Consider the following 26,753-nt stretch of genomic DNA (forward strand, 5'->3'; position numbering starts at 1 on the left):
CGCCCTGCCCGAAAGGGACGTTGTGCGGAATGGCGCGGAGAGGGGCACCGCCATCCGGGCGTGGTTAGCATGAGGGAGCGGACCAGGGTTGACGGCCGCGAAACCGCCCACGTCGGGGAGCTGAACGATCACCATGAGTGAACGGAGCGCACTACGGTCGAGGCTGGAGGCGCTCATCCGGGAGCTGGTGAAGTTCGGCGCGGTCGGCGGCGCGGGCGTCGTGGTCAACTTCGCGGTCTTCAACCTCGTACGGCAGCTGACCGAGGTGCCCGTCGTCCGGGCCAGCATCATCGCGACGATCGTGGCCACCGGCACCAACTACCTCGGCTACCGCTACTTCACCTACCGCGACCGCGACAAGCGGGGCCGCACCAGAGAGCTGACGCTCTTCTTGCTGTTCAGCGCGGCCGGCCTGGTGATCGAGAACGGTCTGCTCTACGTCGCGACGTACGGGTTCCACTGGGACAGCCCGCTCCAGAGCAACTTCTTCAAGTTCCTCGGCATCGGCGTCGCCACGCTCTTCCGCTTCTGGTCCTACCGCACCTGGGTCTTCCGTACGCTGCCGGCGCGTGAGGCGATAGAGACCGCGGAGTCCTTCCTCGCCGACGGGTCGCAGCAGCCGCGCAGCGGCTCCCGCAAGTAGCCGGCGCGCACGCTCCCGCCGCGCCTCAGGCGTCGGGGGCCGGCTCCGCCTCGCGGGCCAGGAAGAGCGCGAAGATCGGCGGGTGCTGCTGGAGCAGCTCCAGCCGCCCCCCGTCGGCCTCCGCCAGGTCCCGGGCGACGGCCAGCCCGAGTCCGGTGGAATTGCGGCCCGAGACGGTCCGTTCGAAGACCCGTGAGCCGAGGTCGGCCGGGACTCCTGGCCCGGCGTCGGTCACCTCGACGACCGCCTGGTTGCCGGTGACGCGGGTACGCAGCGCGACCGTCCCGGCGCCGTGCATCAGCGAGTTCTCGATCAGCGTGGCCAGCACCTGGGCGACCGCGCCCGGTGTGCCGACGGCCCGCAGGCCCTTCTTGCCGGAGCGGACGATGGCCCGCCCGGCGCTGCGGTAGGCCGGCCGCCACTCCTCGATCTGCTGCTTGACGACCTCGTCCAGGTCGAAGGCGACCGCGGAGCCGGTGCGCGGGTCACGGGAGTTGGTCAGCAGCCGCTGGACGACATCGGTCAGCCGCTCCACCTGGGCCAGCGCGATGGTGGCCTCTTCCTTCACGGTGTCCGGGTCGTCGGTGACGGTGATCTCCTCCAGCCGCATGGACAGCGCGGTCAGCGGCGTCCGCAGCTGGTGGGAGGCGTCGGCGGCCAGCCGCCGCTCGGCGGTGAGCATCCGGGCGATCCGCTCGGCGCTGGCGTCCAGCACATCGGCGACCCGGTCCAGTTCCTGGACGCCGTAACGCCGGTGGCGCGGGCGGGGGTCACCGGAGCCGAGCCGTTCGGCGGTCTCGGCGAGGTCGGTGAGCGGGGCGGTCAGCCGGCGGCCCTGGCGGACGGCCAGCACCACGGCCGCGAGGATCGCCAGCAGCGCCACGGCCAGGATGACCAGCAGCGTCCGGCCGATCTCCGAGCTGATCGTGGAGCGGGACTCCTGGACGGTGACGGACTCACCGCGGTCGCCGTGCACCGTCGACTCGATGACCTCGCCCGCCGGACGGTGCCCGATCTCGATGGGCGCCTTGCCGGGCACCTTGATCTCGGCGTGCCGCTTGGCGGTGATCTGCTCGGACAGCACATCCGGGGTGATCTTCTCGCCGCTGCCGAGCCGGCTCTCCACTATGCCGACGAGCCGGACCGCCTCGGACGCCACGCTCTCCTGCGCACCGGCCTGGATCGTGCGGGTCTCGACGATGACGAGCGAGACACCGAAGACGGCGATCACGACGAGCACCACGGCGAGCGTGGAGTTGATCAGGCGGCGGCGCACGGGCTCCTGGCTCTTTCAGCTTTTTTCGAAACGGAAGCCGACACCGCGGACGGTGGCGATGTAGCGGGGGTTGGCGGCGTCGTCCCCGAGCTTCTTGCGCAGCCAGGAGATGTGCATGTCGAGCGTCTTCGTGGAGGACCACCATGTGGTGTCCCAGACCTCGCGCATCAGCTGGTCGCGGGTGACCACCCGGCCGGCGTCCCGTACCAGGACCCGCAGCAGATCGAACTCCTTCGCCGTGAGCTGGAGTTCCTCCTCGCCCATCCAGGCACGGTGCGACTCGACGTCGATGCGTACGCCGTGGGTCGCGGGCGGCTGCTGGGGCTCGGCGGAGGAGCCGCGGCGCAGCAGGGCCCGTACGCGGGCGAGGAGTTCGGCGAGGCGGAAGGGCTTGGTGACGTAGTCGTCGGCGCCGGCGTCCAGGCCGACGACGGTGTCCACCTCGTCGGCGCGGGCGGTGAGCACCAGGATCGGGAAGGAATGCCCTTCGTTGCGCAGCCGGCGGGCGACCTCCAGGCCGTCCATACCGGGCAGCCCCAGGTCCAGGACGACGAGATCGATGTTTCCCTGGACACCGGCGTCGAGCGCCGTCGGTCCGTCCTCGCGCACCTCGACTTCGTAACCCTCGCGGCGCAGTGCGCGGGCGAGCGGCTCCGAGATGGACGCGTCATCCTCGGCGAGCAGTACACGGGTCATGGGCCGATGGTAGTCCGATGTCCCGCGGCCGAGGGGCGGACCAGCACGGATGGCCGACGGCGGACCGTTCCTGCGCCCTCGCCGCCGTGAACTGCCCGCGGTGCGGGCGCACACGGGCGGGCGGGCGCGGTCGTCCGAAGGGGCGCACATGGTTCCCCGCATCGGTGTGAGCGTTGTCTCACCGATGCCGATGGGGACGGATCCAGACGTATGGTGTCCGAAAACGTCCAACGCACAACCCCGGGACCGTGACGGCACTGTCGTCACCGGTCCCTCATTGTGTGCGGGGGCCGGTGACGGCCGGCCCCGGTACACAGTGAATGACCTGTCGACCGGGTCCGTCGCGCGAGCAGCACGGGGGGCGTGGATCCCGGTGTCGGACCGTCCTTGCGGTGCTGCCTCGGCGGTTGTCGAGCGGTGCCGGCCCCCGGGCGTGGGGTGGGCACGGTCCGCGCCGGTGCCGGTCACCCCCCACAGACAGGGCGCGTAGCGGCCTTCGAACGCGTCCCGAGCAGCAAGGAAGCATCATGGCGTCCAGCCTGACGAAGGACGCTGCCCAGCAGGGGAACCCTGTGGACGGCGGCAAGACCTTCTTCGGCCACCCCCGGGGACTGGCCACTCTCTTCATGACCGAGATGTGGGAGCGCTTCAGCTATTACGGCATGCGCGCCCTGCTCGTCGTCTATCTGATCTCCGGCGGCCCGGACGCCGAAAAGGGCGCCCAGGGCGGCGGTCTGGCCATGGATGCGGCCACCGCCTCGGCCATCTACTCCATCTATGTGGCGATGGTCTATCTGCTGGCGATGCCCGGCGGCTGGATCGGCGACCGCATCTGGGGCCCTCGTAAGACCGTCGCCATCGCGGCGGGTGTCATCATGACCGGCCACCTGGCACTGGCCGTACCGGGTCAGGCCGGGTTCTTCGCGGGTCTGGCGCTGGTCGCGATGGGCTCGGGGCTGCTGAAGGCCAATATCTCGACGATGGTCGGCCACCTCTACGACGGTCCCCAGGACCCGCGCCGGGACGGCGGCTTCACCCTCTTCTACATGGGCATCAACATCGGTGCCTTCGCGGCGCCGCTGGTCATCGGCACCGTCGGCCAGAGCGTCAACTGGCACCTGGGCTTCGCGCTGGCGGCGCTCGGTATGGCCCTGGGCCTGGTGACGTTCCTGATCGGCACCCGCCACCTGGACCCGAAGTCCAGCGTCGTGCCGACCCCGCTTCAGTCGCAGGAGCGCGCCACGTGGCTGCGCAAGGGCCTGATCTGGGTCGCCGTCGCCGCGGTCTGCTACGGCGTGATCGGCTTCACCGGTCACTTCACCCTGAACTGGGCACTGATCCCTCTCGCCCTGCTCGGCCTGATCATTCCGATCACGGTCCTGGCGCGCATCAAGCGTGACAAGGAGCTGACCGACACCGAGCAGACCAAGGTCAGCGGCTACATCTGGTTCTTCGTGGCCGCCGCCGTGTTCTGGATGATCTTCGACCAGGCGGGCTCGACGATGTCCGTCTTCGCGGAGACGAAGACGAACGGCGAGGTCTTCGGGATGAGCTTCCCGTCCTCGTGGTTCCAGTCCGTGAACCCGCTGTGGGTCATGGCCCTCGCACCGGTCTTCGCCTGGCTGTGGCTGCGGCTGGCGCGCCGCGACCGCGAGCCGAGCACCACGGTGAAGTTCGCGATGGCGATGTTCTTCATCGGCGCCTCGTTCTTCGTCTTCATCGTCCCGATGATGATGGCCTCGGACGGTTCGAAGGTCAGCCCGATGTGGCTGCTCTCCATCTACATGATCCAGACCATCGGCGAGCTGTGCCTGTCCCCGGTGGGCCTGTCGGTGACCACCAAGATGGCGCCGCAGAAGTACGCCAGCCAGATGCTGGGCGTGTGGTTCCTGGCCGTCACCGCGGGCGACTGCATCACCACTCTGCTGTCCACCGCCGGCGCGGACCTGAGCGGTCCCCCGGTGCTGGCCGTCGAGGCCGGAATGGCGGTGCTGGCCGGTTTCGCGGTGTGGCTGAGCCGCAAGAAGATCGTCGCGCTCATGGGCGATGTCCGCTGACGCGACCCGCAACCATGGAAGGGCCCGGTACGCCGCTGCGGCGTACCGGGCCCTTCCGGTGTTCCGGCGGCCGTTTCCTAGCGGTGCAGCCGCCGCCGCGGGGTGAAGGTGAAGACCGCGCCGCCCAGCAGGATGACCGTGCCGGCGACCAGGCCGAGCGCGGTCAGCGCGCCGTGCTCACTCGCGCCGGTCTCGGCGAGGCCGCCGCCGCTGCCGCTGCCGCCCGAGACACTGGCCGGTCCGGCCGCGCTGCCGCCGGAGGCCGCCGCACCGCCCGGGGAGCCGCCCGTCGCGCCGCCGGAGGTACCGCCCGGCTGCGCCGAGGTGTCCAGGGTGAGCGAGACGCCCGGGTCCTTCTCCGGGGTGCAGGTGGTGGTCGTGCCCAGGGCGTTGACGGTGAGCACGCCCGGGGTCAGCGTGGCCTTGCCGGTGGCGCCCGGCTTGTAGGTGCCCTTCAGATCGGGGATCGCGATCGGGTCGCCCGCCTTGATGGGCCCCGGGTTCGTGGGGCCCGTCACCTTGACCGAGCCCTTGTCCGCGCCACCCAGTTTGACGTCCATGGACGGTTTGACCGAGTCCTTGGGGATGTCCGCCGGGCTGTCCATGACGGACTTCTTGAACTGCACCGTGAGGTCGTAACTGCCGCCTTTCTTCACGGCGTTGATCTGCACCGGCGAGGTCGCCTTCTTGTCCCCGATGGGGGTCTTGCAGGCGTAGGGGACCTTGATCTCCTTGCCCTTGTACGCGGTGCCGTCGGGGTCTCCGCCGCTGCCGCCGGTCGAGCCGCCGCTGCCGCCGGAAGCGCCCGAGGTGCCGGCGCTGGTGCCTCCGTCGGTGGTCCCGCCGTCGGTGCCGCCTCCGGAGGACGTACCCGCTGACGTCGTACCGCCCGACGTGCCGCTGGTCGTGCCGCCCGACGTGCCGCCCGAACTGCCCCCGCCGTCGGTCACCTTGATGGTGACCGCGGGCTTCACCGTCTCCGTGGGCGAGCACTTGGTGTCCGTGGAGATCGGCCGGTTGACGTTGATGTTGTAGAAACCGGGCGTCAGGGTGATCTCACCGGGCTTGTCCAGCTTGAGCTTCCCCGTCATGTCGGACAGCTTCATCGCGCCGCCCTTGGGGATCGGCGGATTCTGCCGCGGTCCCTGCACCGTCAGCTCACCGCTCTGCGCACCCGCCACCTTGAGCGTGCCGGTCGGCTGGACGGTGTTCTCCCCCAGGTCGAGGATGTCGGGGTTCTTCGACGCCGCCTCGACGGTCTTCCAGACCACCGTGATCTCGTCCCCGACCTTCGCGGTCGCGGGCGCGCTGACGTCCACCTTCGTGGTGCCCTCGATCGGTGGCAGCCCCGATATCGGCGGCGGCACACACTTCGTCGCGTACGACACCTCCGCCGCCCGGGCGGTACCGGCCGCGGTCATGATGCCCGCGCCCGCGAGCGCCAGCGCGGCCGCCGAGGCCACCGCGGCTCTCCTCCGTTGCCTCATCACGCAGAACCTTTCGACGTCGGTCGTTCGGTTGATGTGGTGGTGGACGGTGCGGTGTCCGGGGTGAACCACGGCAGCGCGGCGGAGCCGCCGGCCGGCGTGGTGCCACGTCTGCGGGCGGTGCGGGCAGTGCCTGCCGTACGGCGCGGGCGGACCCGGTCCACGAGCGCCATCCCGATGCGGAACACCGCCGTCGGGACCACCAGACACAGCAGCACCCAGAAGAGCGTCACGCCCCAGGGTCTGCCGACCCCCCAGGGCTGCTCGACCAGGACCTTGTCGCCGTACTTGAGGGAGACCAGATAGTCCCCGTGTGCGCCGGCGGCCAGCTCGACCGGCAGCCTGACCTCGGCCTTCTTCCCGGCGGGTACGGTCCCCCGCCACTGCTGCTCCTCCCACTCCGGCGCGAAGACGCCGTGCGAGGTGCCGACCTGGAAGACCGGGTCCTTGGCCGGCGCCGGGCCGAGATTGCCGACCGTGACGATCAGCTCGCGCTGTGGCGGAGCGCCGAACCAGGTCAGCAGGCCGCTGCTGCCGGTCAGCCGCGGCGGGGCGAGCACCGTCAGCCGGCCGCCGGTGCTCTCCTTGGGCAGCGGCGCCACCGGATGGCCCGCGACCCTGAACGCGGCATCCGCGGCGGCCGCCGCACCCGTCACGGTGGCCACATGCACCACACAGGGGCAGGGCTTCGGCGGCTCGGCGACCGGGAGGCGCCGGTGGAAGGTGCCCCGGGCGTCGGTGGTGACGGCCCGGCCGTCCCCGTTCGCACAGGAGTTGGTGCCGCCGATCATGTTCTGTCCGCAGATCAGCAGCGTGAGCAGGGCCTTGGGCCGCCAGCCGCGCCCGGTCACGGTGATGCTGCCGCCTTTTCCTGCCTCCTTCGCGGAGAGCCGGAGGGTGGGGCGGCCGTCGGCCCGTACCGCCGTGGTGGCTGCGCCCGCCGCGGCGGCCGGCAGCAGGGCCAGGGCCAGCGCCGCGCACAGGACCAGTGCGGCCGCGGCCCGCCGCCCGGGCGTGCCGGTGCCGATGCCGACGCCCTTCGCGGTCCACCTGCCGGCCGCCGTCCCCGTCCCGCCGTTCACGCTCGCGCCCCTGACCCCATGCTCGCCAGGTCCCCTGCCGCCCCGGCCGTTCGGCCGCCCACGGGCCGTTGGGGGGTGGCCCGGACGTCCCTCTCCGGTGCGCGGCGGCGCCGCCGTACGGCCACCAGGCCGCCCGTCCCCGCCGCCAGTACGAGCGACGCCCCGGCCACGGCGGCCCACGGGACCGCCGGGTACGAGGCGGTGGCGGAACCGTGCGCTCCGCCCGGTGCCGTCACCGTGAGCGCCACCTCCACCGCGTCCAGGGCGGGTGGGTCCGGCCAGTCCTCGGTCAGGTCGACGCGCTGTCCGGGCCGCAGGGTGACCGGCAGGGTGCGGGCGGCGCGGCGCAGCACCGACCCGAAGATCCCGTCGGCGCGTACCGCAAGCCGCGGTGTGAGTGCCGTGTTGCCGCGGTTGACCAGCGTGTAGCGGATGACCGCCGCGCTCCCCCGCCCGCGTACCGCCACGTTCTCCACGGTCAGCGCGGACAGCGCCGGCCCGGTCACCCGGAGATGGACCGGTACGGCGGTGCGCCGGCCGTCCCTTGCGCCGCTGGTCGCGACGATGGCGCCGGGGCGCTCGCCGGGGGCCGCGGTGGCGGGCACGGTCACCGTGAACGGGACGCTCGCGCGGGTGCGCGGCGGGACCCTGACCTCCGTCGAGGCGAGCGCGAGCCAGGAGCCGGTACCGGAGCCGCGCAGCCGGACGGTGACGGCGTGGCCGGTGGGGTTGCTGAGGGCGAGCCGGTCGTTCAGAACGGCGCCCGGCCCGCCCTCCAGGTAGAAGTACGGGCGGGCCTGCGGGCCGGGTTCGGCCCCGGCCGCGGGCGCGGGCGCGGCGGACCAGCCCCGCTCCGCCGGTGCGGCCGCGGCCGGGGCGGGCCACAGCAGCGCGGCGGCGGTCGCGAGGACCGCACCGCGGAGCGCGGCGCGAGGACGGATCGGCATCGGCGGCTCCTGGTGCGGTGGGTGCCCGCTCCTGCTGCGCACAGCGCGTACGGATGCGTTCACAGCAGGCGCGGACGCTGCGGGACGGACGTGTGCGCGGCAGGCACGGGCGTTGCGGGTCGGGCGTCAGACGCGCTGCCGGTGGCGGGTCAGCCAGAGCACACCGGCCGCACCGGCCAGCAGCACCGTGCCGCCGAAGGTGCCCAGCGCGATCACGGAGTCCGCGGGCCCGGTCCGCGGCAGTTCGCCGCCCGCGGAGCCGCCGGTGGCCGCGCCCCCGGAGCCGCCGCTGCCGCCGGAGCCCTTCACGTCCAGGGTCAGCGAGGGCTTCGGGCTGTTGCTGGGGGTGCAGGTGGTGGTGGTGCCCAGCGCCTTGATGGTGAGGGTGGAGGCGGTGAAGGTGACCTTGCCGCTGCCCTTGGGGGTGTACGTACCGCTCAAGTCGCTGATCTTGATGGGGGTGTTGGCCGGTATCGCCTGGTCGTTGGTCGGCCCGGCGACCGGCACCGTACCGCTCTCCGCCCCGCCCAGCTTGATCAGCGCGCTCGGCTTCATGGCGCCCTTGCCCAGCTCCACGGGGCTGGAGGAGACGCCCTTCTCGAAGGACATCACGAGCTTGTACGCGCCCCCGCTGGGGGTGCTCTTGATGTCGATGGGCGAGACCGCGCCCTTGTTCCCGATCGGTGTCCTGCACTGGTAGTTGACGTCGACGACATCGGCGTGGGCGGCCGGCGCGGTGAACACCACCGCGGCCCCCGCCGCCATCGTCAGGGCGGCGGCGAGGCCGGCCGCCCTGCGCGGACCCCTGCCGTGCGTTGCGTAGAAGCGGGCCACCTTCCATCCCCTTCTCCCGGTGGGCGCACCGCCGCACGTTACTGACGGCACATCAGATTGGCCGCTCAAGGTACGCCGGGGACCTTGCCGAGGGAAGGCACAGCGCAGCTCCGATCGGTACGGACCCGTGGCAGCGGGGGATTTCCGGCCTGCCGGCGCCACGATCCGGCCGTATCCGGCGCCCGGCCGGGGCCTTGCCCGCGGAACGACGAAGCGCGGGTCCGCAGACCCGCGCTCACTCTTTCCCGGCCACCTCGGCCCGCCCGTCAGGACGGTGCGGCAAGCTCCGCCCATACGGTCTTGCCGGCGCCGTCGGCGTTGCGGACCACACCCCAGTCCAGGCACAGCCGCTGCACGATGAACATCCCGTGGCCGCCCGGGCGGCCCGGACGGTGCGGGCTGCGCGGCGCCGGCGCGCCCGTGCCCAGGTCGGAGACCTCCAGCCGCAGCACCTTGGAGGTGCAGCGCAGCCGCAGTTCCTCGGGCCCCTCGGCGTGCAGACAGGCGTTGGTGACCAACTCCGAGACGACCAGCAGCACATCCTCGGCCGCGGCGCGCTGATCGGCGTTGGCGGCCGGCAGCCAGCCCCAGTCGTGCAGGGCCTGCCGGGCGAAGTCACGGGCCCGTGCCACGGCGCCTCGGGTGCCTGCCAGGCGCAGCCGGCGGATCTGGCCCGCCGGCACGGCGGTGGCCGGAACGGCGGCGGAAGCACCGGCGCCGCCCGACTCCGGGCCGAGATCGCCCGGCGGGTACGGCCGGGTGGTGCTCATCAGCGCTTCACCTCACCGATTCGCCTATTCACGGAGAACAGATAACTGACTGATTGCAACGGATTCAGGTGTCTCCTGCCCGACCGGACGGTGAGAACACCCACTTGTTGGGTACGGAAGTTGTGACACGTACTACGTGCCCGGAATGCATCCTTCCGGGCACCGATGTCATGTCAGTCGGCCAACGCCGCATCGAGGGAGTCGTGCACTGTGAAGACCGCCTCCGCGCCGGTGATCTCAAAGACCCGGGCCACCACCGGCTGCATCCCGGCCAAGTGGACCCCACCCCCCTCGGCCTCCGCCTTCAGACGCGCGCCGAGCAGCACATTGAGTCCGGTGGAGTCCATGAACTCAAGGGGTGAGCAGTCGACCACCAGGCGTGCATAGCCGTCGTCGACGCAGCCTTCGAGTGACTCACGCAACAAATCTGCGGTGTGGTGATCAAGCTCACCTGCAACCGTCACGACCGCGCTGGCGCCGTGATGGCGGATCTCGACGTGAAGCCGCCCCCGGCTTGCACTGCCGACCGTCCCGCGGTCCATGCGCGCGCACCCCTCTTGCTGTCTAGACGCCTGGATTGCTCATGACTGCGCTCGTCGAACCCTACGCCTTCCTGACGCGCGCTGGTAGCCGAACAATCCGCATATTGCCCAATATACGGACAACACGCACTTGCCATCTTCAGGCAAAGCCAGGTAGGCGTAGTAAGGACACATTCGAAACGGCCGGCTTTGGAGGCGCCGCACACCGCAGCTTCACGTAGAGGCATCGGCAGCCATATGCCGAGAACGATGGAGGAGACCATGTCACCCCGGCTCGACGAATTGCGCACCGACGACACCCGGCAGCCCGCATCGTCGACACCCCTGTCCGACCCGACCGGGCACATCCCTTCCCAGATGTCCCCTGCCGACACCGAGGCGGCAGGCATCCCTGAGATCGACGACCTGCCCGAGATCCCGCCGTTCGACGAGGTGGGTCCGGTGGACGCGAGGGCTCTGTCCAAGACCCTCTTCGAGCGGCTTGAATCGCTCGAGGAAGGCACCCACGAGTTCGCGTACGTCCGCAATACCCTGGTCGAGCTCAATCTCGCCCTGGTGAAGTTCGCGGCCTCCCGCTTCCGCTCGCGCAGCGAGCCCATGGAGGACATCGTCCAGGTCGGCACCATCGGCCTGATCAAGGCGATCGACCGCTTCGAACTCAACCGTGGGGTCGAGTTCCCGACGTTCGCCATGCCGACCATCGTCGGCGAGATCAAGCGCTTCTTCCGCGACACCAGCTGGTCGGTGCGGGTACCGAGGCGTCTTCAGGAGCTCCGGCTGGACCTCGCCAAGGCCGGCGACGAACTGGCGCAGAAGCTCGACCGCGCCCCCACGGTGCACGAACTCGCCGAGCGCCTCGGCATCACCAATGACGAGGTCGTCGAGGGCATGGCCGCGAGCAACGCCTACACGGCGAGCTCGCTGGACGCCCAGCCCGAGGAGGACGACAGCGAAGGCGCGCTGGCGGACCGCATCGGCTACGAGGATCACGGTCTGGAGGGCATCGAGTACGTCGAGTCCCTCAAGCCCCTGATCGCCGAACTCCCGCCGCGCGACCGCAAGATCCTCTCGCTGCGCTTCGTCGCCAATATGACGCAGTCCGAGATCGGCGAGGAGCTGGGCATCTCCCAGATGCATGTCTCCCGTCTGCTCTCCCGCACCCTCGGACGGCTCCGCAAGGGGCTGATGGTCGAGGAGTGAGGGACCCGCGGTCGTCCGCTGCCGGCCCACCGTGGCCGGCACCCGCCCGCGCAGAGGAGGGCCTGCCCCGGGGTTTCCCGGGACGGGCCCTCCTCTGCTGTGTCGCCCGTCCCCTGCGGGGCCAGAGGGCCTTCCCTAGAAGCCGTCCTCGTTCAACTCCGTGATACCGGCGAAGAAGTAACTCCACATCACCGCGCCCGGGGCATCGGAGTCGACCGCACCCGGCGCAAGGGCATCCATCTCGTCGAGGAAGGCGACCGGCCCGTCCTCGTCCGGGTACGGGTGCCAGCAGGCGTCCATATAGCGGCGTACGCCCTCCAGGACGCGGGTGAAGTGGTCGAGGTCCGGGGAGAGTTGCACGAGGTCGCTGTCGTCCTCCGAGACGATGTGGACGCTGCCTTCGCGGCGGTGCAGATACAGCTCGCCGTGCTCGCTGGAGCCGAGGGTGAGCAGATCGGCGGCCTCCCAGCCGTCCGGTAGGCCGACGCTCTCCAGGGCGTCCTGGTCCGGCGGCGTCATCGTCTCCGCCGGGCACGGCTCGAAGGTCGTCCAGGCGCACGCCCACCACGACGGAAGCCCGACATCGCGCAAATGGGCCCGGCTCGCGGGGTGTTCGAGGGCGGCCGGCAGCTTGTGCTCGGGAGTGCGGACGACGTCGATGGGGGCGAAGGCCGCGTCCAGCCGCGCGGCGGTGAGCGGGCCGGTGGGGGCGGGGGCAGCCGGTATCCGTCCGGGTGTGCCCTCCTCCGAGGAGTCGTGGTCGATCCGGCCGCGCGGCCAGGTGTCCAGCACCGCAGGGTCGGTCTCCAGGAGGGCGAGGCCGCAGGTGTCCGCCACGAGATAGCGCGTCCGGCCGTCCTCACCGACGAGCGCCTTGGCGTCCGCCCATGCCTCGGGCGCGGACAGCTGCCGGTTGGCCAGGTGCTGTTCGTCCTTCGCGTCGTACCGGAAGCGCAGGTCGGCGACGGCTTCCTCGGGCGGGCCCGGCACCTGCGCCCCGGTCTCCAGATCGAGCCAGGTGTTCTCCCAGGCGCCTTTCACCCGGAGCAGCGCACGGCCGTTGTGCCTCTGCCACCCGAGGGTGTTCAGATAGGTCAGATTCGGGTGCGCGGCATACGTCCCGACCGGCCGCCACCACGCCCAGACCGTCCGCCACGGCATCCCCGGCGCGGCGGCCGCGATCCGCTCGGCGTACGCGTCATGGCCCAGCGCCTTCGCCGCGAAGTGCAGCCAGGACGCGAACTCGGCGCGGGAGACCTCCGCGCTGCCGAACACCGCCTCGGCCTGCTGGAAGACCTCGCGGCCCGCGTGCGGCGCGGACGTCATGCCCTCGATGTGTGCCCGCACCGCCGCCCGCCCGGCGTCCAGCAGCAGCGCCGGATCGTCCAGTACCCGGTCCGTCAGCGCGGCCCGTTCCTCCACCCCGTTGCTCATGCACCCATGGTGACAGGGGGGTCCGACACTCGCGGGCCGTCCCGGGCGGCGGCAGGTGTCAGACCAGAACTCCCTTGTGCCACACCGCCGATACCAGCGGGACGCCCGGCCGGTAGGCGAGGTGGACGTGCGAGGGCGCGTCCAGGAGGGCGAGGTCGGCGCGGGCGCCGGGGGTGATCCGGCCGACGTCGGTACGGCGCAGGGCCCGGGCGCCGCCCGCGGTGGCCGACCAGACGGCCTCGTCGGGCGTCATCCCCATGTCCCGGACGGCCAGTGCGATGCAGAACGGCATGGAACTGGTGAAGGACGAGCCGGGGTTGCAGTCGGTGGACAGCGCGACGGTCGCGCCGGCGTCGAGCAGCGGGCGGGCGTCGGGCCACTGGGCGCGGGTGGAGAACTCGGCGCCGGGCAGGAGGGTGGCGACGGTGTCCGACTGGGCGAGGGCGTCGATGTCGGCGTCGCTGAGGTGGGTGCAGTGGTCGGCGGAGGCGGCGCCCAGTTCGACGGCGAGCTGGACGCCGGGGCCGTGGCCGAGCTGGTTGGCGTGCACCCGCGGCACCAGGCCCTTGGCCTTGCCCGCGGTGAGGACGGCCCGGGCCTGGTCGCCGTCGAAGGCGCCCTTCTCGCAGAAGACGTCGACCCAACGGGCGTGCGGGGCGCAGGCGTCCAGCATCGGGCCCGTGACGAGGTCGACGTAGCCTGCCGGGTCGTCCGCGTAATCCGGCGAGACGATATGGGCGCCGAGGAAGGTGACCTCGTCGGTGTGCGCGGCGGCGATGCGCAGCGCACGGGCCTCGTCCTCGACCGTCAGGCCGTAGCCGGACTTGGTCTCCTGGGTGGTGGTGCCCTGGCGCAGCCCCTCGGCGAGGTAGCGGGCAACGTTGGCGTGCAGGGCGTCGTCGGTGGCGGCGCGGGTCGCGGCGACGGTGGTGCGGATACCGCCGGCGGAGTACGGGCGGCCGGACATCCGGGCGTTGAACTCCGCGGTGCGGTCACCGGCGAAGACCAGGTGCGAGTGGGAGTCGACGAAGCCGGGGATACCGGCCCGGCCGCCGGCGTCGACGGCGTTGTCGGTGGCAGGTGCTTTGCTGGAGGCACCGACCCAGGCGATGCGGTCGCCGTCGATGACGACCGCGGCGTCCTGGATCAGACCGAGGGGGCCGGCGCCGAGGGAGGGGTCGTTGGTGACGAGCTGGGAGATGTGGGTGATGGCGGTGGTCGGTGTGGAGGTCGTCGTCATCGCGGGGGTGTTCTCCTTCAGCCGCGTACGGCGGCGATGGACTCGGCCAGGGCGGTGGGCACGTCGGCGAGAAGAGTGTGCACGCCGTCGCGGACGATCTGCCGCCCGCCGACGATGGTGTGTCGCACGTCCGCTGCGGAGGCGGCGAATACCGCCGTCTCGGCGGCCAGCCGGGGCAGTGGTCCGGCGGTGCGTACGGAGTCCAGCGCGATCGTGGTGAGGTCGGCGAGCGCGCCGGTCTCGATCGTGCCGGCGTCGTCCCAGCCCAGGGCGGCATGGCCGTCGGCGGTGGCGGCGCGCAGCAGGGCGGCGGCCGTCCAGTGGCCGCGGGTGCGGGTGCGCAGCCGCTCGTCGAGCTCCATGGCGCGGGCCTCTTCGAGCAGGTCGATGACGGCGTGGCTGTCGCTGCCGAGCGACAGCGGGCTGCCGCGGCCCTGGAGCTGGGCGGCCGGGCCGATGCCGTCGGCGAGGTCGCGTTCGGTGGTGGGGCACATGCACACCCCCGTGGTGGAGCCGCCGAGCAGGGCGATGTCCTCGGCGGTGAGGTGGGTGGCGTGCACGGCCGTGGTGCGCCGGCCCAGCGCGCCGTGGTCGGACAGCAGCTGGGTGGGGGTGCGGCCGTGTGCCTCCCGGCAGGCGTCGTTCTCGGCGGTCTGCTCGGAGAGGTGGATGTGCAGCGGGGCCTGCCGTTCGCGGGCCCAGTCCGCCACGGTGCTCAACTGCGCGGCGGGGACGGCGCGTACGGAGTGGATGGCGGCGCCGATGCGGGCGTGCTCACGGCCTTCCTTGAGCGCGTCGGCGCGCTGTGCCCAGCGGTCGGCGGTGCCGTCGGAGAAGCGCAGCTGGTGCTGGTTCGGCGGGGCGCCGAAGCCGGCCGAGAGGTAGGCGGTGTCGAGCAGGGTGATGCGGATACCGGCGTCGGCGGCGGCCGCGATCAGCGCCTCCCCCATCGCATTGGGGTCGTTGTAGCGGGTGCCGCCGGGCGCGTGGTGGAGGTAGTGGAATTCGCCGACGCAGGTGATGCCGGCCAGTGCCATCTCGGCGTAGACGGCGCGGGCGAGGGCGTAATAGGTGTCGGGCGTGAGGTGGTCGGCGACGCTGTACATCACCTCGCGCCAGGTCCAGAAGGTTCCGGAGCCGACCTGGACGGTGCCGCGCAGCGCGCGGTGGAAGGCGTGCGAGTGGGCGTTGGCGAGCCCGGGGATGGTCAGCCCGCGCAGCGTGACGGCGCCGGGCGGCGGGGTGTCGGCCCCCTTGTGGACGGCCGTGATCCGCCCGTCCGCGGTGTCCACGGTCACGCCGGGCTCGACGTGCGTGCCGAGCCAGGCGTGTTCGAGCCAGAACGCAGTGGGTGCAGTCGGTGTTGCCTGCGGCGTCAGTGGCACGCCAGCCCCTCCAGTACGTCGGCGAGTGCGAGGACCCCGGCGGCGCAGTCGTCCTCCTCGGCCGCTTCGGCGGGTGAGTGCGAGACGCCGGTGGGGTTGCGGACGAACAGCATGGCCGTGGGGACGGTTCCGGACAAAATACCGGCGTCATGTCCGGCGCCGGTGCCCAGGACGGGCACGGTCCGCTCCCCCGCCTTGCCGAGGATCGCGCTCAGTTCGTCCCGCAGGGCGTGCTGGAACTCCACGACGGGGGTGAAGGATTCGCGGACGACGGTCAGGTCCACCCCGTCGCGGGCCGCGCGCTCGGCGGCCGCCTGCTCGATCCCCTTGATCACGGTGTCCAGGGTGTCCTGGTCGGGGGCGCGGGAGTCCAGCCAGCCGCGGACGAGCGAGGGGATCGCGTTGACGCCGTTCGGCTCCACGCTGATCTTCCCGAAGGTGGCCAGGGCGCCGGCCAGCCGGGCCTGCTCGCGGGCGGCGAGCACGGTCGCGGCGTAGCTGAGCATCGGGTCGCGGCGGTCGTCGAGACGGGTGGTGCCGGCGTGGTTGGCCTCGCCGTGGAAGTCGAACCGCCAGCGGCCGTGCGGCCAGATGGCGGAGGCGATGCCGACCGGGTCGCCGGAGAGGTCGAGGGCGCGGCCCTGCTCGACGTGGAGTTCGACGAAGGCGCCGATCCGGGCGAGCCGTTCGGGGTCCGGGCCGATGGCCTCGGGATCGTATCCGGCGCGCTCCATGGCCTGCGGGAGGGTGATGCCGTCGCCGTCGCGCAGCTGGTGCGCGGCCTCGGTGGTCAGCGCTCCGGCGGCGAGCCGGGAGCCGACGCAGGCGAGGCCGAAGCGGGCGCCTTCCTCGTCGCCGAAGTTGACGATCGCCAGCGGCTTGCCGGGCTCCGTTCCCCTCTTGCGGAGTTCGTCGAGCGCCGCGAAGGAGGAGACGACGCCCAGCGGGCCGTCGAAGGCGCCGCCGTCGGGTACGGAGTCCAGGTGGGAGCCGGTGACGACGGCTTCGCCGGGGGCCACGTCCTGGTAGCCGGTGGCGCCGAGCCAGGCCCACTGGTTGCCGTTGCGGTCCAGTTCGTAGCTGAGCCCGCGGGCCTCGGCCTGCGCCTTGAACCAGGCGCGGCAGTCGGCGTCGGCGTCGGTCCAGGCGTAGCGCCGGTAGCCCCCGGAGGCGGAGCTGCGGCCTATGGGCCGCAACTCTTGCCACATCTCGTGGAACGAGGCGGTCACGCGCCCTCGCCTTCGCCCTCGCGCATCGGGATGCGGACGCCGCGCTCGGCGGCCACCTCGTCGGCGCGCTCGTAGCCCGCGTCGACGTGCCGGATGACGCCCATGCCGGGGTCGTTGGTGAGCACCCGGCGGATCTTCTCGCCGGCCAGCGGGGTGCCGTCGGCGACGGTGACCTGCCCGGCGTGGATCGAGCGGCCCATGCCGACGCCGCCGCCGTGGTGCAGCGAGACCCAGGAGGCGCCGGAGGCGACGTTGACCATGGCGTTGAGCAGCGGCCAGTCGGCGATCGCGTCCGAGCCGTCCTTCATGGCCTCGGTCTCGCGGTAGGGGGAGGCGACCGAGCCGCAGTCGAGGTGGTCGCGGCCGATGGCCAGCGGTGCGCGCAGCGTCCCGTCGGCGACCATCTCGTTGAACCGCTCACCGGCCTTGTCCCGCTCGCCGTAGCCGAGCCAGCAGATCCGCGCGGGCAGGCCCTGGAAGTGGACCCGCTCACCGGCCATCTTGATCCACCGGGCCAGTGACTCATTCTCCGGGAAGAGGTCCAGGATCGCCTTGTCGGTCGCGGCGATGTCGCGGGCGTCGCCGGACAGCGCGGCCCAGCGGAACGGCCCCTTGCCCTCGGCGAACAGCGGCCGGATGTAGGCCGGTACGAAGCCGGGGAAGGCGAAGGCCCGCTGGTAGCCCGCGAGCTGGGCCTCGCCGCGGATCGAGTTGCCGTAGTCGAAGACCTCGGCGCCGGCGTCCATGAAGCCGACCATGGCCTCGACGTGCTTCGCCATCGACTCCCGTGCCCGCTGGGTGAAGTCGGCGGGCTTCTCGGCGGCGTAGGCGGCCATGTCGGCGAAGTCGATGCCGACCGGCAGGTACGCCAGCGGGTCGTGGGCGCTGGTCTGGTCGGTGACGATGTCGATCGGCGCGCCCTCGGCGAGCATCTGCGGCAGCAGCTCCGCGGCGTTGCCGAGCAGCCCGATGGAGAGCGGCTTGCGCTGGTCGCGGGCCTCGACGGCGAGCTGGAGGGCGTGCTGGAGGCTGTCGGCCTTGACGTCGAGGTAGCGGTGTTCGATGCGCCGCTCGATGGCCCGCGGGTCGCAGTCGATGCAGATCGCGACGCCGTCGTTCATCGTGACGGCGAGCGGCTGGGCGCCGCCCATACCGCCGAGGCCGGCGGTGAGCGTGATCGTGCCGGCCAGGGTGCCGTTGAACTTCTTCGCCGCGACGGCCGCGAAGGTCTCGTATGTGCCCTGGAGGATGCCCTGGGTGCCGATGTAGATCCAGGAACCGGCGGTCATCTGCCCGTACATGGTGAGGCCGAGGGCCTCCAGGCGGCGGAACTCTTCCCAGTTGGCCCAGTCGCCGACGAGGTTGGAGTTGGCGATGAGTACCCGGGGCGCCCATTCGTGCGTCTGCATCACGCCGACCGGCTTGCCGGACTGGACGAGCATGGTCTCGTCCTGCTTGAGCGTGGTGAGCGTGCGCACCATCGCGTCGAAGGAGCGCCAGTCACGGGCGGCCTTGCCGGTACCGCCGTAGACGACGAGCTGGTCGGGGTGTTCCGCCACCTCCGGATCGAGGTTGTTCTGCAGCATGCGCAGCGCGGCTTCCTGCTGCCATCCCCGAGCACTCAGCTCCGTACCGCGCGGTGCCCGCACGGGTCGCGGTCCCGACATGGGCCGTGCCTCCTCGCCATCGAATGGATTGAGCTATTCACATAGTGGCGCCACTGAATAGCACTAGTCAACAGCCCGCCGCGAGCGCACTGCGAGGAGTCGGCCGCGGCGCTCGAAATTTCGACTTGCCCGGCGGGAAAGTCTGCGCTAACTTTCCTAGTGGGAAAGTGAACGGGGAACCGTCCGGAACGCCTTGGGGAGGCGAAGGGCATGAGCACATCGGTGGACGCCGAACAGGCATGGCTGGATCTACAGCGGATCCGAGTGCCGCAGGAGCGCGTGTACGACGAGATCGAAAGATCCGCGCAGAGGGACGCGAGCTCCACGTACACCACGGCCGGAATCATGTGGGTCTTCATCGCCAGCTGGGGCCTCGATCTCCCCGGCTGGGCCTTCTGGCTGGTGCTCGCCGCGTACGTCGCCGTGCTCGGCAGGCTGGCCGTGGTCTACAACCGCCGGTCCCGGATCCGGCTGCACCGCTCACGGCTCAGCTGGCGGCAGTTCGCCATGTTCCTGGCGGGCATGGTCGTCACCGGCGCGACCATCCTGCTCTCCGGCCATCTGGTGACATCGCTGGGACTCCCGTACGGCAGCCTGATCCAGGCCACCGTCTCCAGCGCCGTGTTCATGCTCCTCGTCGGCCCGGCCAACCGCTGGGCGGTCAGCACGCTGCGCGACCGCGGCAGCAGAGCCGTGTGTGAGGGGGCGGGCCGATGAGCACCCCGAGCGGGTTCGACGAACTGATCCACCCCTCCACCCGGCTGTCGGTCGTGGCGCTGCTCGCCGCCACGGAATGGGCCGACTTCTCCTTCATCCGCGACAGCCTCTCGCTCAGCGACTCGGCGCTCTCCAAGCAGCTGCACACGCTGGAGGAGGCCGGATATCTGGAGATCCGCAAGGAAGGCGGCGGCCGTAAACGCCGCACCAAGGTACGGCTGACGAGCCGCGGCCGTACCGCCTTCGAGGGCCATGTGGCCGCCCTCCGGGCGATCGTCGAGGGCGCGGGTCCGACGGCGGCGCCCACGGCGGCGACGGCCGAGTCCACCACAGGAGGGGCCGCGGCCCCCCGGCAACAGCAGCACCACGCGGAGGCGGGCCGATGAGGACGACCGGACAGCAAGCAGCAGCCCAGGCACCGGGCACCCCGGAGTCCGCCCAACCTGTCATCCATATCAGCGACTTGAGGATGTCGTACGGCGGCGCCGATGTGCTGCACGGCATCGACCTCGACATCCACCGCGGCGAGATCTTCGCCCTGCTCGGCCCCAACGGCGCCGGGAAGACCACCACCGTCGAGATCCTGGAGGGCTTCCGGCAGCGTTCCGCCGGGGAGGTCCGCGTCCTGGGGACGGACCCGGCGCGCGGCGGCGACGCCTGGCGCGGCCGGATCGGCCTCGTCCTCCAGTCCTGGCGCGACCACCGCCGCTGGCGGGTCGCCGAACTGCTGACGCACTTCGCCGCGTACTACCCCGACCCCCGCGACCCCGCCGAACTGCTGGCCCTGGTGGGCCTCACGGAGCAGGCGGACCAGGTGGTCGACCGGCTGTCCGGCGGCCAGCGCCGACGGCTGGACGTGGCACTGGCCATCGTCGGCCGTCCCGAACTCGTCTTCCTGGACGAGCCGACCACCGGCTTCGACCCGGAGGCACGCCGGGACTTCCACGCCCTGGTCGAACGCCTCGCCCGCGACGAAGGCGTCACGGTCCTGCTGACCACCCACGATCTGGCGGAGGCCGAGCGGCTGGCGGACCGGATAGCGATGCTGGTCAACGGCCGGATACGGGCCTGCGGCACACCGGCGGAGCTGGCCCGGCGGGCCGCCGCCCAGGCCGAGGTCCGCTGGACGGCGCCCGACGGCACGGCCCGCCGCGAGCGCACCGAGGACCCGTCCCTGCTGGTCTGGGAGCTGCACCGCGACACCGGCGGACCGGTCGACGGGCTGGAGGTCCGGCGCCCGACGCTGGAGGACACCTATCTGCACATGGTCCACCGCGACGACGCGGCCCCGGCCGCAGCCGGCGCCGGGGCCGGGGCCGGGGTGCCGCCCGGGGACCGGCACGCCGCGTGAGAAGCGGGAACCGCCCGGCGGAAGAGATGACAGGGGAAGACGTGACAGGGGGACCGAAGTGACAGCGGCAATGGACACCACGCAGGCCCTCGGGCCAACCGGCCCGACCACCAGGCCGGTTGGGGACGGGGGCCGAGGCGGCGGGCCTCAAGCGGGAGGACGCGAGGCGCGGCGGCGCTACTGGCGGGCCGGCTTCCGGCGCGGCACGATCGAGCTGCGCCACCTCCTGCGCACGCCCAAGGAGTTGACCGGCCATCTGGCCAACCTGGTCGTGGCGCTGGTGCTCGCCGGCTACCTCAGCGACGACGTGCCCGGCACCCATGTGCCGATGGCCCATCTGACGCTCTCCGGCTTCGCCGCGTATCTGCTGTTCCAGGTCGGCCTGGTCAACCTCCCGCAGATCCTGGTGACCGAGCGGGAGGAGGGGGCCCTGCTGCGGCTGCGTGCCACACCGGGCGGCATACCGGCCTATCTCGTCGCCAAGTCGGTGCTGGTGGTCGCCCTCGCGCTGGGCACCCTGGTGCTCCTGCTGGGCTCCGCCGCACTGCTGGTGGACGGCCCGCTGCCGCACGGGGCCGGCGGCTGGCTGACCCTGCTGTGGGTCAGTGCGCTGGGGCTGCTCGCCGTCGTACCGCTGGGTGCCGCGATAGGTGCCGTGCTGCCCAACCCGCGGGAGGCGCTTGCGCTGATCATGCTGCCCACGATGGGGCTGCTGGTCACATCGGGCGCGATGTTCCCGCTCACCTCACTGCCGGTGGTGGTCCAGAAGATCGCCTCGGTCTTCCCCCTCAAGTGGATGGCGCAGGGCCTGCGCTCGGCCCTGCTCCCGGACGCCGCCCGCGCCGCGGAACCGGCCGGCTCCTGGGAGCTGCCGACGGTCGCCCTGGTGCTCACCGCCTGGGCCGTCCTCGGCTTCCTGCTCGCCATACCGCTCCTGCGCCGCGCCGCCCGCCGGGAATCCGGCTCCCGGCTCAGCCGGCGCCACGACAAGGCAGGCCTGAGCGGCGCCAGGCCCGCGTAAGGCCGGCGCCCGCCGGCCCCGCGTGTACCGGCCCCCGCGTGCACGGCCCGACTGCGATGGCGGTGGACCCGTTCTCAATGATGGAGTGGAGCCATGAGCATCACGGACCGAGACCGAGCCGTCGAGGCAGCCGTTGCGCAGGGGCTGGTGGGGGCGGAGGAGCCCGTCGCCGGACTGCTGGATGTCGGCGGCGTACGCCGCTCCGCGGGTGAACTCCGCGCCGCCTTCGAGGAGTTCACCGCGCCCGGCACCCCGGTCCTGCATGCGTTCGCGGTGAAGGCCGCCTCGCTGGTGCCCGTACTCCGGCTGCTGGCGCAGGAGGGGCTGGGCTGCGAGGTGGCCAGCCCCGGCGAGCTGGCGCTGGCCCGCGCCGCCGGGGTGCCGGTCGCCCACACCGTGCTGGACTCACCGGCCAAGACCCCCGCCGAACTGCGGGAGGCGCTCGCCCTCGGGATCGCCGTCAACGCCGACAACCCCGAGGAACTGGCCCGTATCGACGGGCTGATGGCCTCCGCGCCGAGCGCCGCACCGATCGGTCTGCGGGTCAATCCGCAGATCGGCGGCGGCAGCATCGGCGCAATGAGCACCGCCACCGACACCTCCAAGTTCGGGGTGGCGCTGCGCGACCAGGGCGCCCGCGACTGGGTCATCCGCTCCTGCGTCACCCGCCCGTGGCTGACCCGGCTGCACGCCCATGTCGGCTCCCAGGGCATGCCGCTGGAGCTGATGGCCGCCGGGGTGCGGGCCCTGCTCGACCTCGCCGAGGAGATCAACGAACGAGCCGGTGAGCGCCGGATCGACACCCTGGACATCGGCGGCGGACTACCGGTGAACTTCGCCTCGGACGCCGTCACCCCGACCTATCGCGAGTACGTCGCGGTGCTGCACTCGGCCGTCCCCGGCCTGTTCTCCGGACGCTACGGGCTGGTCACCGAGTTCGGCCGCTCGCTGCTCGCCAAGCACGGCACCGTCCTCGCCCGGGTCGAGTACGCGAAGTCCGCGGGCGGCCGCCCCATCGCGGTCACCCACGCCGGCGCCCAGGTGGCCACCCGTACGGTCTTCGTGCCCGAGGCCTGGCCGCTCCGGGTCGCGGCCTACGACGCCGAGGGCCGACCCAAGAACGGCGAACCGGTCGGGCAGGACATCGCCGGGCCCTGCTGCTTCGCCGGCGACCTGGTCGCCGAGAACCGCCCGCTGCCGCGGCTGGAGTCCGGCGACCACGCCGCGCTCCTGGACACCGGCGCGTACTACTTCTCGACCCACTTCGCCTACAACTCCCTCCCCCGCCCCGGGATTTACGGCTATGCGGCCGCCCCCGACGGCACCGTCCGCTTCGCGACCATCCGCACCCCCCAGACCCTGGCTGAGCTCACCGCGGAGAGCGGCGGGGCACACGGCGAATCGCTGCGCGAGCTCGGAAGGTAGTCGATGCGCCGGCCGCCCCCACAGCGGCCGGCGCAGGTCTCAGGCCCGTGCTCCCCCGGGCCGCGCGTCCCCGGCGGCCGGCCCCGTCAGCAGGTACCCGCGGACCTCCCTGCCTGCCGCGCCGCCCCGTGCCGCGGCCTCCGTACGGACCCACAGCAGTGCGTCATGCGCCCGCTCCCAGCGGCCCAGCCACCGGGCCTTGGCCCACAGGCCGAGCGCCGCGCCGGCCATCAGCAGACCACCGGCCGCCGGCAGCACGAACGACGAGCCGACGGCGGCCAGGAAGGCGAGCAGCAGCCACCAGCGGTGTGCGCGCCGCCAGATCCGGAGGGTGACCGAGCGGTCCTGGAGGATGTCGGCCTTCGCGGCGCGCGATGCCCCGCCCGCCAGTGCCACATACCGGCCGCGGCGTACCGAGAACACCACCCCGGCGGCGATCACCAGCAGCGCCGCCCCCGCGAACACCCCGGCCCGCCGCCCGGCCGCCCCCGGCACCAGAGCCCCGATGCCCGCCGCCAGCAGCCCCGGCCACCACAGCCAGCCGGCCGGGGCCCGCACCACCACCGCGACCCGGGCCAGCGCATACGCCCCGCGCCCCACGACAGACCTCCTCATCGCAAAGAGACCGCCGGAGCTTAACCAGCCCGGATGAGGATTCTCTGAGACGGCGACGGGGCGGGACGGCTTCCGCTACCGCGCGACAGGCCCACCCGCGACAGGCCCACCCGTGAAAGGCCCCGCGCCCACCCGCGAACGGCCCCGCTCCCACGGGCGAAGGGCTCCGCCCGGCCCCTCACCCCATGCATTCCCTCACCCCACGCATCCCCCTCACTTCCCCACTGCCCTCACTCCACGAACAGACCCCGGGCCGCTGCCTTGGCGTCGAACTCCTCCAGGCGTGCCTGGGCGTCCGGGAGGGCGTCGCACATCGCCTCCAGGAGGACCCGGCCCAGGAGCATGGGGGCGCAGGCCGTGTCGAAGGCCAGCCCCGTGCCGACCGCGGCCGGGAGGAGGAGGTCGGTGTGGTGGGCGACGGGGGCGAAGGCGCTGTCGGCGACGGTGACGACGGTCAGACCGGCCGTGCGGGCGTAGTCGAGGGCGTCGACGACCTCACGGGGGTGGCGGGGCAGCGCGAAGCAGAGCAGGGCGCTGGCACCGGCGCGTACCGCGGCGTCGATGCGGTCGGTGAGCATGGTGCCGCCCTCGTCCAGGAGGCGGACGTCGGGGTGGACCTTGCGGGCGAAGTAGGCGAAGCCGGCCGCCTGGGCGGTGGCGGCGCGCAGGCCGAGCACCGGCAAGGGGCGGGAGGCGGCGAGCAGCCGGCCGGCCTCGCTCACCGGGGAGGGGTCGGCGAGCGCCGCGGCGAGGTGGCGGAGGTTGTCGATCTCCGCCTCGACGGCCTGCTGGTACTCGTTGGACGCGCCGGTGTCGGCGGGCTTCTCGGCAGGGGCGACCTCGCGCAGATGGCGGCGGAGCGCCGGGTAGCCGTCGAAGCCGAGAGCGACCGCGAAGCGGGTGACGGAGGGCTGGCTGACACCGGCCAGTTCGGCCAGTTCGACGCTGGAGAGGAACGGCGCATCGGCCGCCCGCCGCACCATGCAGTGGGCGATCCGGCGCTGGGTGGGTGTCAGCCGGTGGCCCTCGAAGAGCTTCTGGAGGCGCGCGGCGGTACCGGTGTCCGCCGCCGCGCCGGCCCCGGCCGCCGCGCCCCGCGCCGCCGTGGCCCGCGCCTGCTCCGTACCGGCCGTCCGGCCCTCGGCCGCGCCGGCGCTGCCGCCGCCGTTGTCCCCGTCCCCGCTCATCGCCTCTTCTTCCCGGCCTGTTCCGAGGCCTTGTCCTGTGTCGACCGACTGTACGGAATTTCTGGCGGGCACCGGCCCGCATTAGGCCTCATGATCCGGCCGTACGCGCTCGCCGCCCAGCCCGGAGGCCGCGCGGGCCCTCCCCCGCGCCCCGGACCACCGGACAGCAGCCCGCACCGCACGGCAACCGCCCGCACGCAACGGCAGCCCGCACCGCCCCGCAGCCCGGCGGCCCCGCGGCCCCGCGGCCCCGCACGGCAACGGCCCGGCCCGCCCGCAAGCAGCCCCGCACCCCACGGCAACCACCCGGCCCGCACGTCAGCCCCGCACCACCCCGCCCCACCCGGGGCCCGCCCGCGCCCGCGCACCCCGCCCTCATACCGCGGCCAGCCGGTCCAGCAGCCCCGCCGCCACCGCGACATCCGCCGTCAGCGGGCGGTCCTCCATCCGGGGGTCGAGGGCGTCGGCGGCGAGGCCGTACGCGGTGGCCAGTGGGAGGCCGGGCTCGGGTTCGAGGGAGCGCATGCGCACGGCACGGACGGCGGCCACCAGTTCGCAGGACAGGATCTGCCGGTAGTACGTACAGGCGCGCAGGGTCTGGCGGGCGCCGAGCGAGGCGAAGCTGGCCTGTTCCTCGACGCCCCGGGAGAGGACCGCATGGCCGAGGGAGGCCGGGTGGGAGACCGCGCGCATTTCGCCGAGGGCCGCGCCGGCCGCGTATTCGAGGATCATCACGCCGGAGCTGGCCGGGGCGGCGTCGCCCAGGAAGGGCCGCAGACGGGTGAGGTCCGGTTCGGAGAGGGCGGCCAGGCGGGCGGTGGAGAGCCGGGCGGTCTGGAGGACGGCGAGCCGGAAGGTGTCGAGGGCGAGGGCCACATGGGCGGCGTAGAAGTTGCCGTGGTGGTAGGCGGCCTGGTCCTCGATGCTGATCAGGGGGTTCTCGGCGGCGGCGTTGATCTCGACGGTGAGGACGCGGTCGAGGGTGTCGGCGGCGTCGAGGGCCGGGCCGTGGATCTGGGGGATGCAGCGGAAGCCGTAGGGGTCCTGGATGCGGCCCAGGGGCGCGGTGGGGCGGGCCGGGATGCCGGAGAGCGCCCGCAGACGGGCGGCGGCGGCCGCGGAGCCGGGGTGCGGACGGGCGAGCATGACCGGTTCGGCGAAGGGTTCGTAGGAGCCGCCGACCGCGAGCAGGGAGAGCGCGGCGACCGGCAGCGACGCGGCCAGGAGGCGGCGGAGTTCGTCGAGGGCCAGCGCGGACTGGCCGAGGGTGAGGGCGTTGCTGCTGATCAGGGCCAGTGCGTCGTTGTTGTCGAGCGGTACGGGGGCCGGGGCGTGGGCGCCGGGCGTGCAGTGCCAGGGGTGTTCGCCGGCCAGCGCGAGCCCGGTCTGGGCGAGGGCGGCGAGGTCGCCGGTGCCGACCGCGCCGTGTTCGTTGACGACGGGGTGGGCGCCGGAGTCCAGGGCGGCCAGGAGGGCGGTGATGACGGCGGGGTTGAGGCCGGCACCGCCCGCCAGGAGCTGGTTGGCGCGTACCGCGAGCATGGCGCGGACCTCGCGGGCGGGCAGTGGATCGCCGATGGCACCGGCGTGGCTGCGCAGGAGCCGGAGTCCGTGTGCGGCGTCGGCGGCTGTGACGTCCTCGGTGCGGTTGGCGCCGACGCCGGTGCTGCGCCCGTAGACCCGGCCGGTGGCGGCGAGGCGGCGGGCGGTCTCCCAGGACTCCCCGGCGCGGGCGAGCGCCTTGGGGTCGGGCGGCGCGGGGCGGGCGGTGCGCTCGGCGAGGGCGGCGATATCGGTGGCGTGCAGACCTGAGCCGTCGAGTGCGATGCGCCGGCCGGCCCGTCGGCCGTTGTCCAGCATGTGGGAAACCAAGGGGCTCAACTCCCTCTTGAAACGGCCTTTGTGGACGGAAGTCCGACACCTCGTTCCGTACGGCGAGTCGAAGTAA

General features: G+C 72.6%; 24 protein-coding genes. 8 read left to right on the plus strand and 16 right to left on the minus strand.

The features are described 5' to 3' along the window. Nucleotides 1–133: 133 nt before the first annotated feature. The gene (locus tag ACZ55A_RS12325; RefSeq protein WP_468838077.1) at nt 134–643 is read left to right on the plus strand and encodes a GtrA family protein; all 510 of its coding nucleotides are present in this window, start codon (nt 134–136) and stop codon (nt 641–643) included. Nucleotides 644–668: 25 nt separating this feature from the next. Here ACZ55A_RS12325 and ACZ55A_RS12330 read toward each other — a convergent pair whose 3' ends face one another. Together ACZ55A_RS12330 and ACZ55A_RS12335 are read right to left on the minus strand one after the other, a co-directional pair. Further along, the gene (locus ACZ55A_RS12330) at nt 669–1,919 is read right to left on the minus strand and encodes an ATP-binding protein (RefSeq protein WP_468838079.1); all 1,251 of its coding nucleotides are present in this window, start codon (nt 1,917–1,919) and stop codon (nt 669–671) included. 15 nt (nt 1,920–1,934) lie between these two features. After that, complete coding sequence (locus ACZ55A_RS12335; protein ID WP_468838081.1) at nt 1,935–2,615, minus strand: response regulator transcription factor; 681 nt, start codon at nt 2,613–2,615, stop codon at nt 1,935–1,937. A gap of 527 nt (nt 2,616–3,142) precedes the next feature. Here ACZ55A_RS12335 and ACZ55A_RS12340 point away from each other — a divergent pair. Next, nucleotides 3,143–4,672 (plus strand): peptide MFS transporter, encoded by a 1,530-nt coding sequence (locus ACZ55A_RS12340; RefSeq protein ID WP_468838083.1) that lies wholly within the window; start codon nt 3,143–3,145, stop codon nt 4,670–4,672. Between the two features lie 77 nt (nt 4,673–4,749). Here ACZ55A_RS12340 and ACZ55A_RS12345 read toward each other — a convergent pair whose 3' ends face one another. The 6 genes from ACZ55A_RS12345 to ACZ55A_RS12370 form a co-directional block, all read right to left on the minus strand. Continuing rightward, the gene (locus ACZ55A_RS12345) at nt 4,750–6,159 is read right to left on the minus strand and encodes a hypothetical protein (protein WP_468838085.1); all 1,410 of its coding nucleotides are present in this window, start codon (nt 6,157–6,159) and stop codon (nt 4,750–4,752) included. Next, a complete protein-coding gene (locus ACZ55A_RS12350; protein WP_468839112.1) occupies nt 6,159–7,187 on the minus strand; it encodes a hypothetical protein in 1,029 nt (342 codons plus the stop codon). Before ACZ55A_RS12350 ends, ACZ55A_RS12345 begins: the two co-directional genes overlap by 1 nt. A gap of 50 nt (nt 7,188–7,237) precedes the next feature. Continuing rightward, nucleotides 7,238–8,188, minus strand: a complete 951-nt coding sequence (locus tag ACZ55A_RS12355) for a COG1470 family protein (RefSeq protein ID WP_468838087.1) — start codon at nt 8,186–8,188, stop codon at nt 7,238–7,240. 126 nt (nt 8,189–8,314) lie between these two features. Then, nucleotides 8,315–9,022 carry an LPXTG cell wall anchor domain-containing protein gene (locus tag ACZ55A_RS12360; protein WP_468838089.1) on the minus strand — a complete coding sequence of 236 codons (708 nt, stop codon included), beginning with the start codon at nt 9,020–9,022 and terminating at the stop codon, nt 8,315–8,317. A 266-nt stretch (nt 9,023–9,288) separates the two neighbouring features. Then, on the minus strand, nt 9,289–9,792 hold the full coding sequence (locus ACZ55A_RS12365) for an ATP-binding protein (RefSeq protein WP_468838091.1): 504 nt from the start codon (nt 9,790–9,792) through the stop codon (nt 9,289–9,291). Nucleotides 9,793–9,965: 173 nt separating this feature from the next. Further along, nucleotides 9,966–10,334 carry an STAS domain-containing protein gene (locus tag ACZ55A_RS12370; protein ID WP_468838093.1) on the minus strand — a complete coding sequence of 123 codons (369 nt, stop codon included), beginning with the start codon at nt 10,332–10,334 and terminating at the stop codon, nt 9,966–9,968. A 261-nt stretch (nt 10,335–10,595) separates the two neighbouring features. On the opposite strand from ACZ55A_RS12370, the gene ACZ55A_RS12375 reads away from it, so the two are divergent. Continuing rightward, a complete protein-coding gene (locus tag ACZ55A_RS12375) occupies nt 10,596–11,534 on the plus strand; it encodes an RNA polymerase sigma factor SigF (RefSeq protein WP_468838095.1) in 939 nt (312 codons plus the stop codon). Between the two features lie 135 nt (nt 11,535–11,669). Here the strand turns inward: ACZ55A_RS12375 and ACZ55A_RS12380 are convergent, their stop codons facing one another. The 5 genes from ACZ55A_RS12380 to hutU are packed head-to-tail and all read right to left on the minus strand — an operon-like array spanning nt 11,670 to nt 18,489. Continuing rightward, nucleotides 11,670–12,968: an SUKH-4 family immunity protein gene (locus ACZ55A_RS12380; RefSeq protein WP_468838097.1), complete on the minus strand. Its 1,299-nt coding sequence runs from the start codon at nt 12,966–12,968 to the stop codon at nt 11,670–11,672. 58 nt (nt 12,969–13,026) lie between these two features. Next, on the minus strand, nt 13,027–14,208 hold the full coding sequence (gene hutI / locus ACZ55A_RS12385) for an imidazolonepropionase (protein ID WP_468838099.1): 1,182 nt from the start codon (nt 14,206–14,208) through the stop codon (nt 13,027–13,029). 17 nt (nt 14,209–14,225) lie between these two features. Then, complete coding sequence (locus ACZ55A_RS12390) at nt 14,226–15,593, minus strand: formimidoylglutamate deiminase (protein WP_468838100.1); 1,368 nt, start codon at nt 15,591–15,593, stop codon at nt 14,226–14,228. Beyond that, entirely contained in the window at nt 15,584–16,801 is a 1,218-nt protein-coding gene (locus ACZ55A_RS12395) for an allantoate amidohydrolase (RefSeq protein ID WP_468839115.1), read from the minus strand. The genes ACZ55A_RS12390 and ACZ55A_RS12395 overlap by 10 nt, the downstream gene beginning before the upstream one ends. A gap of 17 nt (nt 16,802–16,818) precedes the next feature. Continuing rightward, nucleotides 16,819–18,489, minus strand: coding sequence for a urocanate hydratase (hutU, locus tag ACZ55A_RS12400; protein WP_468838102.1), 1,671 nt, complete (start codon nt 18,487–18,489; stop codon nt 16,819–16,821). Nucleotides 18,490–18,699: 210 nt separating this feature from the next. On the opposite strand from hutU, the gene ACZ55A_RS12405 reads away from it, so the two are divergent. From ACZ55A_RS12405 to ACZ55A_RS12425, 5 genes are all read left to right on the plus strand, one after another. Beyond that, nucleotides 18,700–19,206: a hypothetical protein gene (locus ACZ55A_RS12405; protein ID WP_468838104.1), complete on the plus strand. Its 507-nt coding sequence runs from the start codon at nt 18,700–18,702 to the stop codon at nt 19,204–19,206. Continuing rightward, nucleotides 19,203–19,592 (plus strand): transcriptional regulator, encoded by a 390-nt coding sequence (locus ACZ55A_RS12410; protein ID WP_468838106.1) that lies wholly within the window; start codon nt 19,203–19,205, stop codon nt 19,590–19,592. Before ACZ55A_RS12405 ends, ACZ55A_RS12410 begins: the two co-directional genes overlap by 4 nt. Further along, a complete protein-coding gene (locus tag ACZ55A_RS12415; protein ID WP_468838108.1) occupies nt 19,589–20,557 on the plus strand; it encodes an ABC transporter ATP-binding protein in 969 nt (322 codons plus the stop codon). The genes ACZ55A_RS12410 and ACZ55A_RS12415 overlap by 4 nt, the downstream gene beginning before the upstream one ends. Nucleotides 20,558–20,627: 70 nt before the next feature. Then, on the plus strand, nt 20,628–21,578 hold the full coding sequence (locus ACZ55A_RS12420) for an ABC transporter permease (protein ID WP_468838110.1): 951 nt from the start codon (nt 20,628–20,630) through the stop codon (nt 21,576–21,578). Nucleotides 21,579–21,671: 93 nt separating this feature from the next. After that, a complete protein-coding gene (locus ACZ55A_RS12425; protein ID WP_468838112.1) occupies nt 21,672–23,003 on the plus strand; it encodes a type III PLP-dependent enzyme domain-containing protein in 1,332 nt (443 codons plus the stop codon). Nucleotides 23,004–23,042: 39 nt separating this feature from the next. On the opposite strand, the gene ACZ55A_RS12430 is transcribed toward ACZ55A_RS12425, so the two are convergent. The 3 genes from ACZ55A_RS12430 to ACZ55A_RS12440 form a co-directional block, all read right to left on the minus strand. Further along, a complete protein-coding gene (locus ACZ55A_RS12430) occupies nt 23,043–23,603 on the minus strand; it encodes a hypothetical protein (RefSeq protein WP_468838114.1) in 561 nt (186 codons plus the stop codon). A gap of 245 nt (nt 23,604–23,848) precedes the next feature. Then, the gene (locus ACZ55A_RS12435) at nt 23,849–24,805 is read right to left on the minus strand and encodes a MurR/RpiR family transcriptional regulator (protein ID WP_468838116.1); all 957 of its coding nucleotides are present in this window, start codon (nt 24,803–24,805) and stop codon (nt 23,849–23,851) included. 375 nt (nt 24,806–25,180) lie between these two features. Further along, on the minus strand, nt 25,181–26,665 hold the full coding sequence (locus ACZ55A_RS12440; RefSeq protein ID WP_468839118.1) for an aromatic amino acid ammonia-lyase: 1,485 nt from the start codon (nt 26,663–26,665) through the stop codon (nt 25,181–25,183). Between the last annotated feature and the right edge of the window lie 88 nt (nt 26,666–26,753).

This window comes from Streptomyces sp. NPDC034111, assembly GCF_055575375.1.

What these genes read in the sequence shown, in the direction of transcription:
- ACZ55A_RS12410 (WP_468838106.1), top strand. Translation starts at nt 19,203, where the DNA reads ATGAGCACCCCGAGCGGGTTCGACGAACTGATCCACCCCTCCACCCGG.
- ACZ55A_RS12395 (WP_468839115.1), bottom strand. Translation starts at nt 16,801, where the DNA reads ATGTGGCAAGAGTTGCGGCCCATAGGCCGCAGCTCCGCCTCCGGGGGC.
- ACZ55A_RS12415 (WP_468838108.1), top strand. Translation starts at nt 19,589, where the DNA reads ATGAGGACGACCGGACAGCAAGCAGCAGCCCAGGCACCGGGCACCCCG.
- ACZ55A_RS12375 (WP_468838095.1), top strand. Translation starts at nt 10,596, where the DNA reads ATGTCACCCCGGCTCGACGAATTGCGCACCGACGACACCCGGCAGCCC.
- ACZ55A_RS12355 (WP_468838087.1), bottom strand. Translation starts at nt 8,188, where the DNA reads ATGCCGATCCGTCCTCGCGCCGCGCTCCGCGGTGCGGTCCTCGCGACC.
- hutU (WP_468838102.1), bottom strand. Translation starts at nt 18,489, where the DNA reads ATGTCGGGACCGCGACCCGTGCGGGCACCGCGCGGTACGGAGCTGAGT.
- ACZ55A_RS12420 (WP_468838110.1), top strand. Translation starts at nt 20,628, where the DNA reads ATGGACACCACGCAGGCCCTCGGGCCAACCGGCCCGACCACCAGGCCG.
- ACZ55A_RS12345 (WP_468838085.1), bottom strand. Translation starts at nt 6,159, where the DNA reads ATGAGGCAACGGAGGAGAGCCGCGGTGGCCTCGGCGGCCGCGCTGGCG.
- ACZ55A_RS12440 (WP_468839118.1), bottom strand. Translation starts at nt 26,665, where the DNA reads ATGCTGGACAACGGCCGACGGGCCGGCCGGCGCATCGCACTCGACGGC.
- ACZ55A_RS12425 (WP_468838112.1), top strand. Translation starts at nt 21,672, where the DNA reads ATGAGCATCACGGACCGAGACCGAGCCGTCGAGGCAGCCGTTGCGCAG.
- ACZ55A_RS12340 (WP_468838083.1), top strand. Translation starts at nt 3,143, where the DNA reads ATGGCGTCCAGCCTGACGAAGGACGCTGCCCAGCAGGGGAACCCTGTG.
- ACZ55A_RS12335 (WP_468838081.1), bottom strand. Translation starts at nt 2,615, where the DNA reads ATGACCCGTGTACTGCTCGCCGAGGATGACGCGTCCATCTCGGAGCCG.
- ACZ55A_RS12380 (WP_468838097.1), bottom strand. Translation starts at nt 12,968, where the DNA reads ATGAGCAACGGGGTGGAGGAACGGGCCGCGCTGACGGACCGGGTACTG.
- ACZ55A_RS12365 (WP_468838091.1), bottom strand. Translation starts at nt 9,792, where the DNA reads ATGAGCACCACCCGGCCGTACCCGCCGGGCGATCTCGGCCCGGAGTCG.
- hutI (WP_468838099.1), bottom strand. Translation starts at nt 14,208, where the DNA reads ATGACGACGACCTCCACACCGACCACCGCCATCACCCACATCTCCCAG.
- ACZ55A_RS12435 (WP_468838116.1), bottom strand. Translation starts at nt 24,805, where the DNA reads ATGAGCGGGGACGGGGACAACGGCGGCGGCAGCGCCGGCGCGGCCGAG.
- ACZ55A_RS12370 (WP_468838093.1), bottom strand. Translation starts at nt 10,334, where the DNA reads ATGGACCGCGGGACGGTCGGCAGTGCAAGCCGGGGGCGGCTTCACGTC.
- ACZ55A_RS12405 (WP_468838104.1), top strand. Translation starts at nt 18,700, where the DNA reads ATGAGCACATCGGTGGACGCCGAACAGGCATGGCTGGATCTACAGCGG.
- ACZ55A_RS12325 (WP_468838077.1), top strand. Translation starts at nt 134, where the DNA reads ATGAGTGAACGGAGCGCACTACGGTCGAGGCTGGAGGCGCTCATCCGG.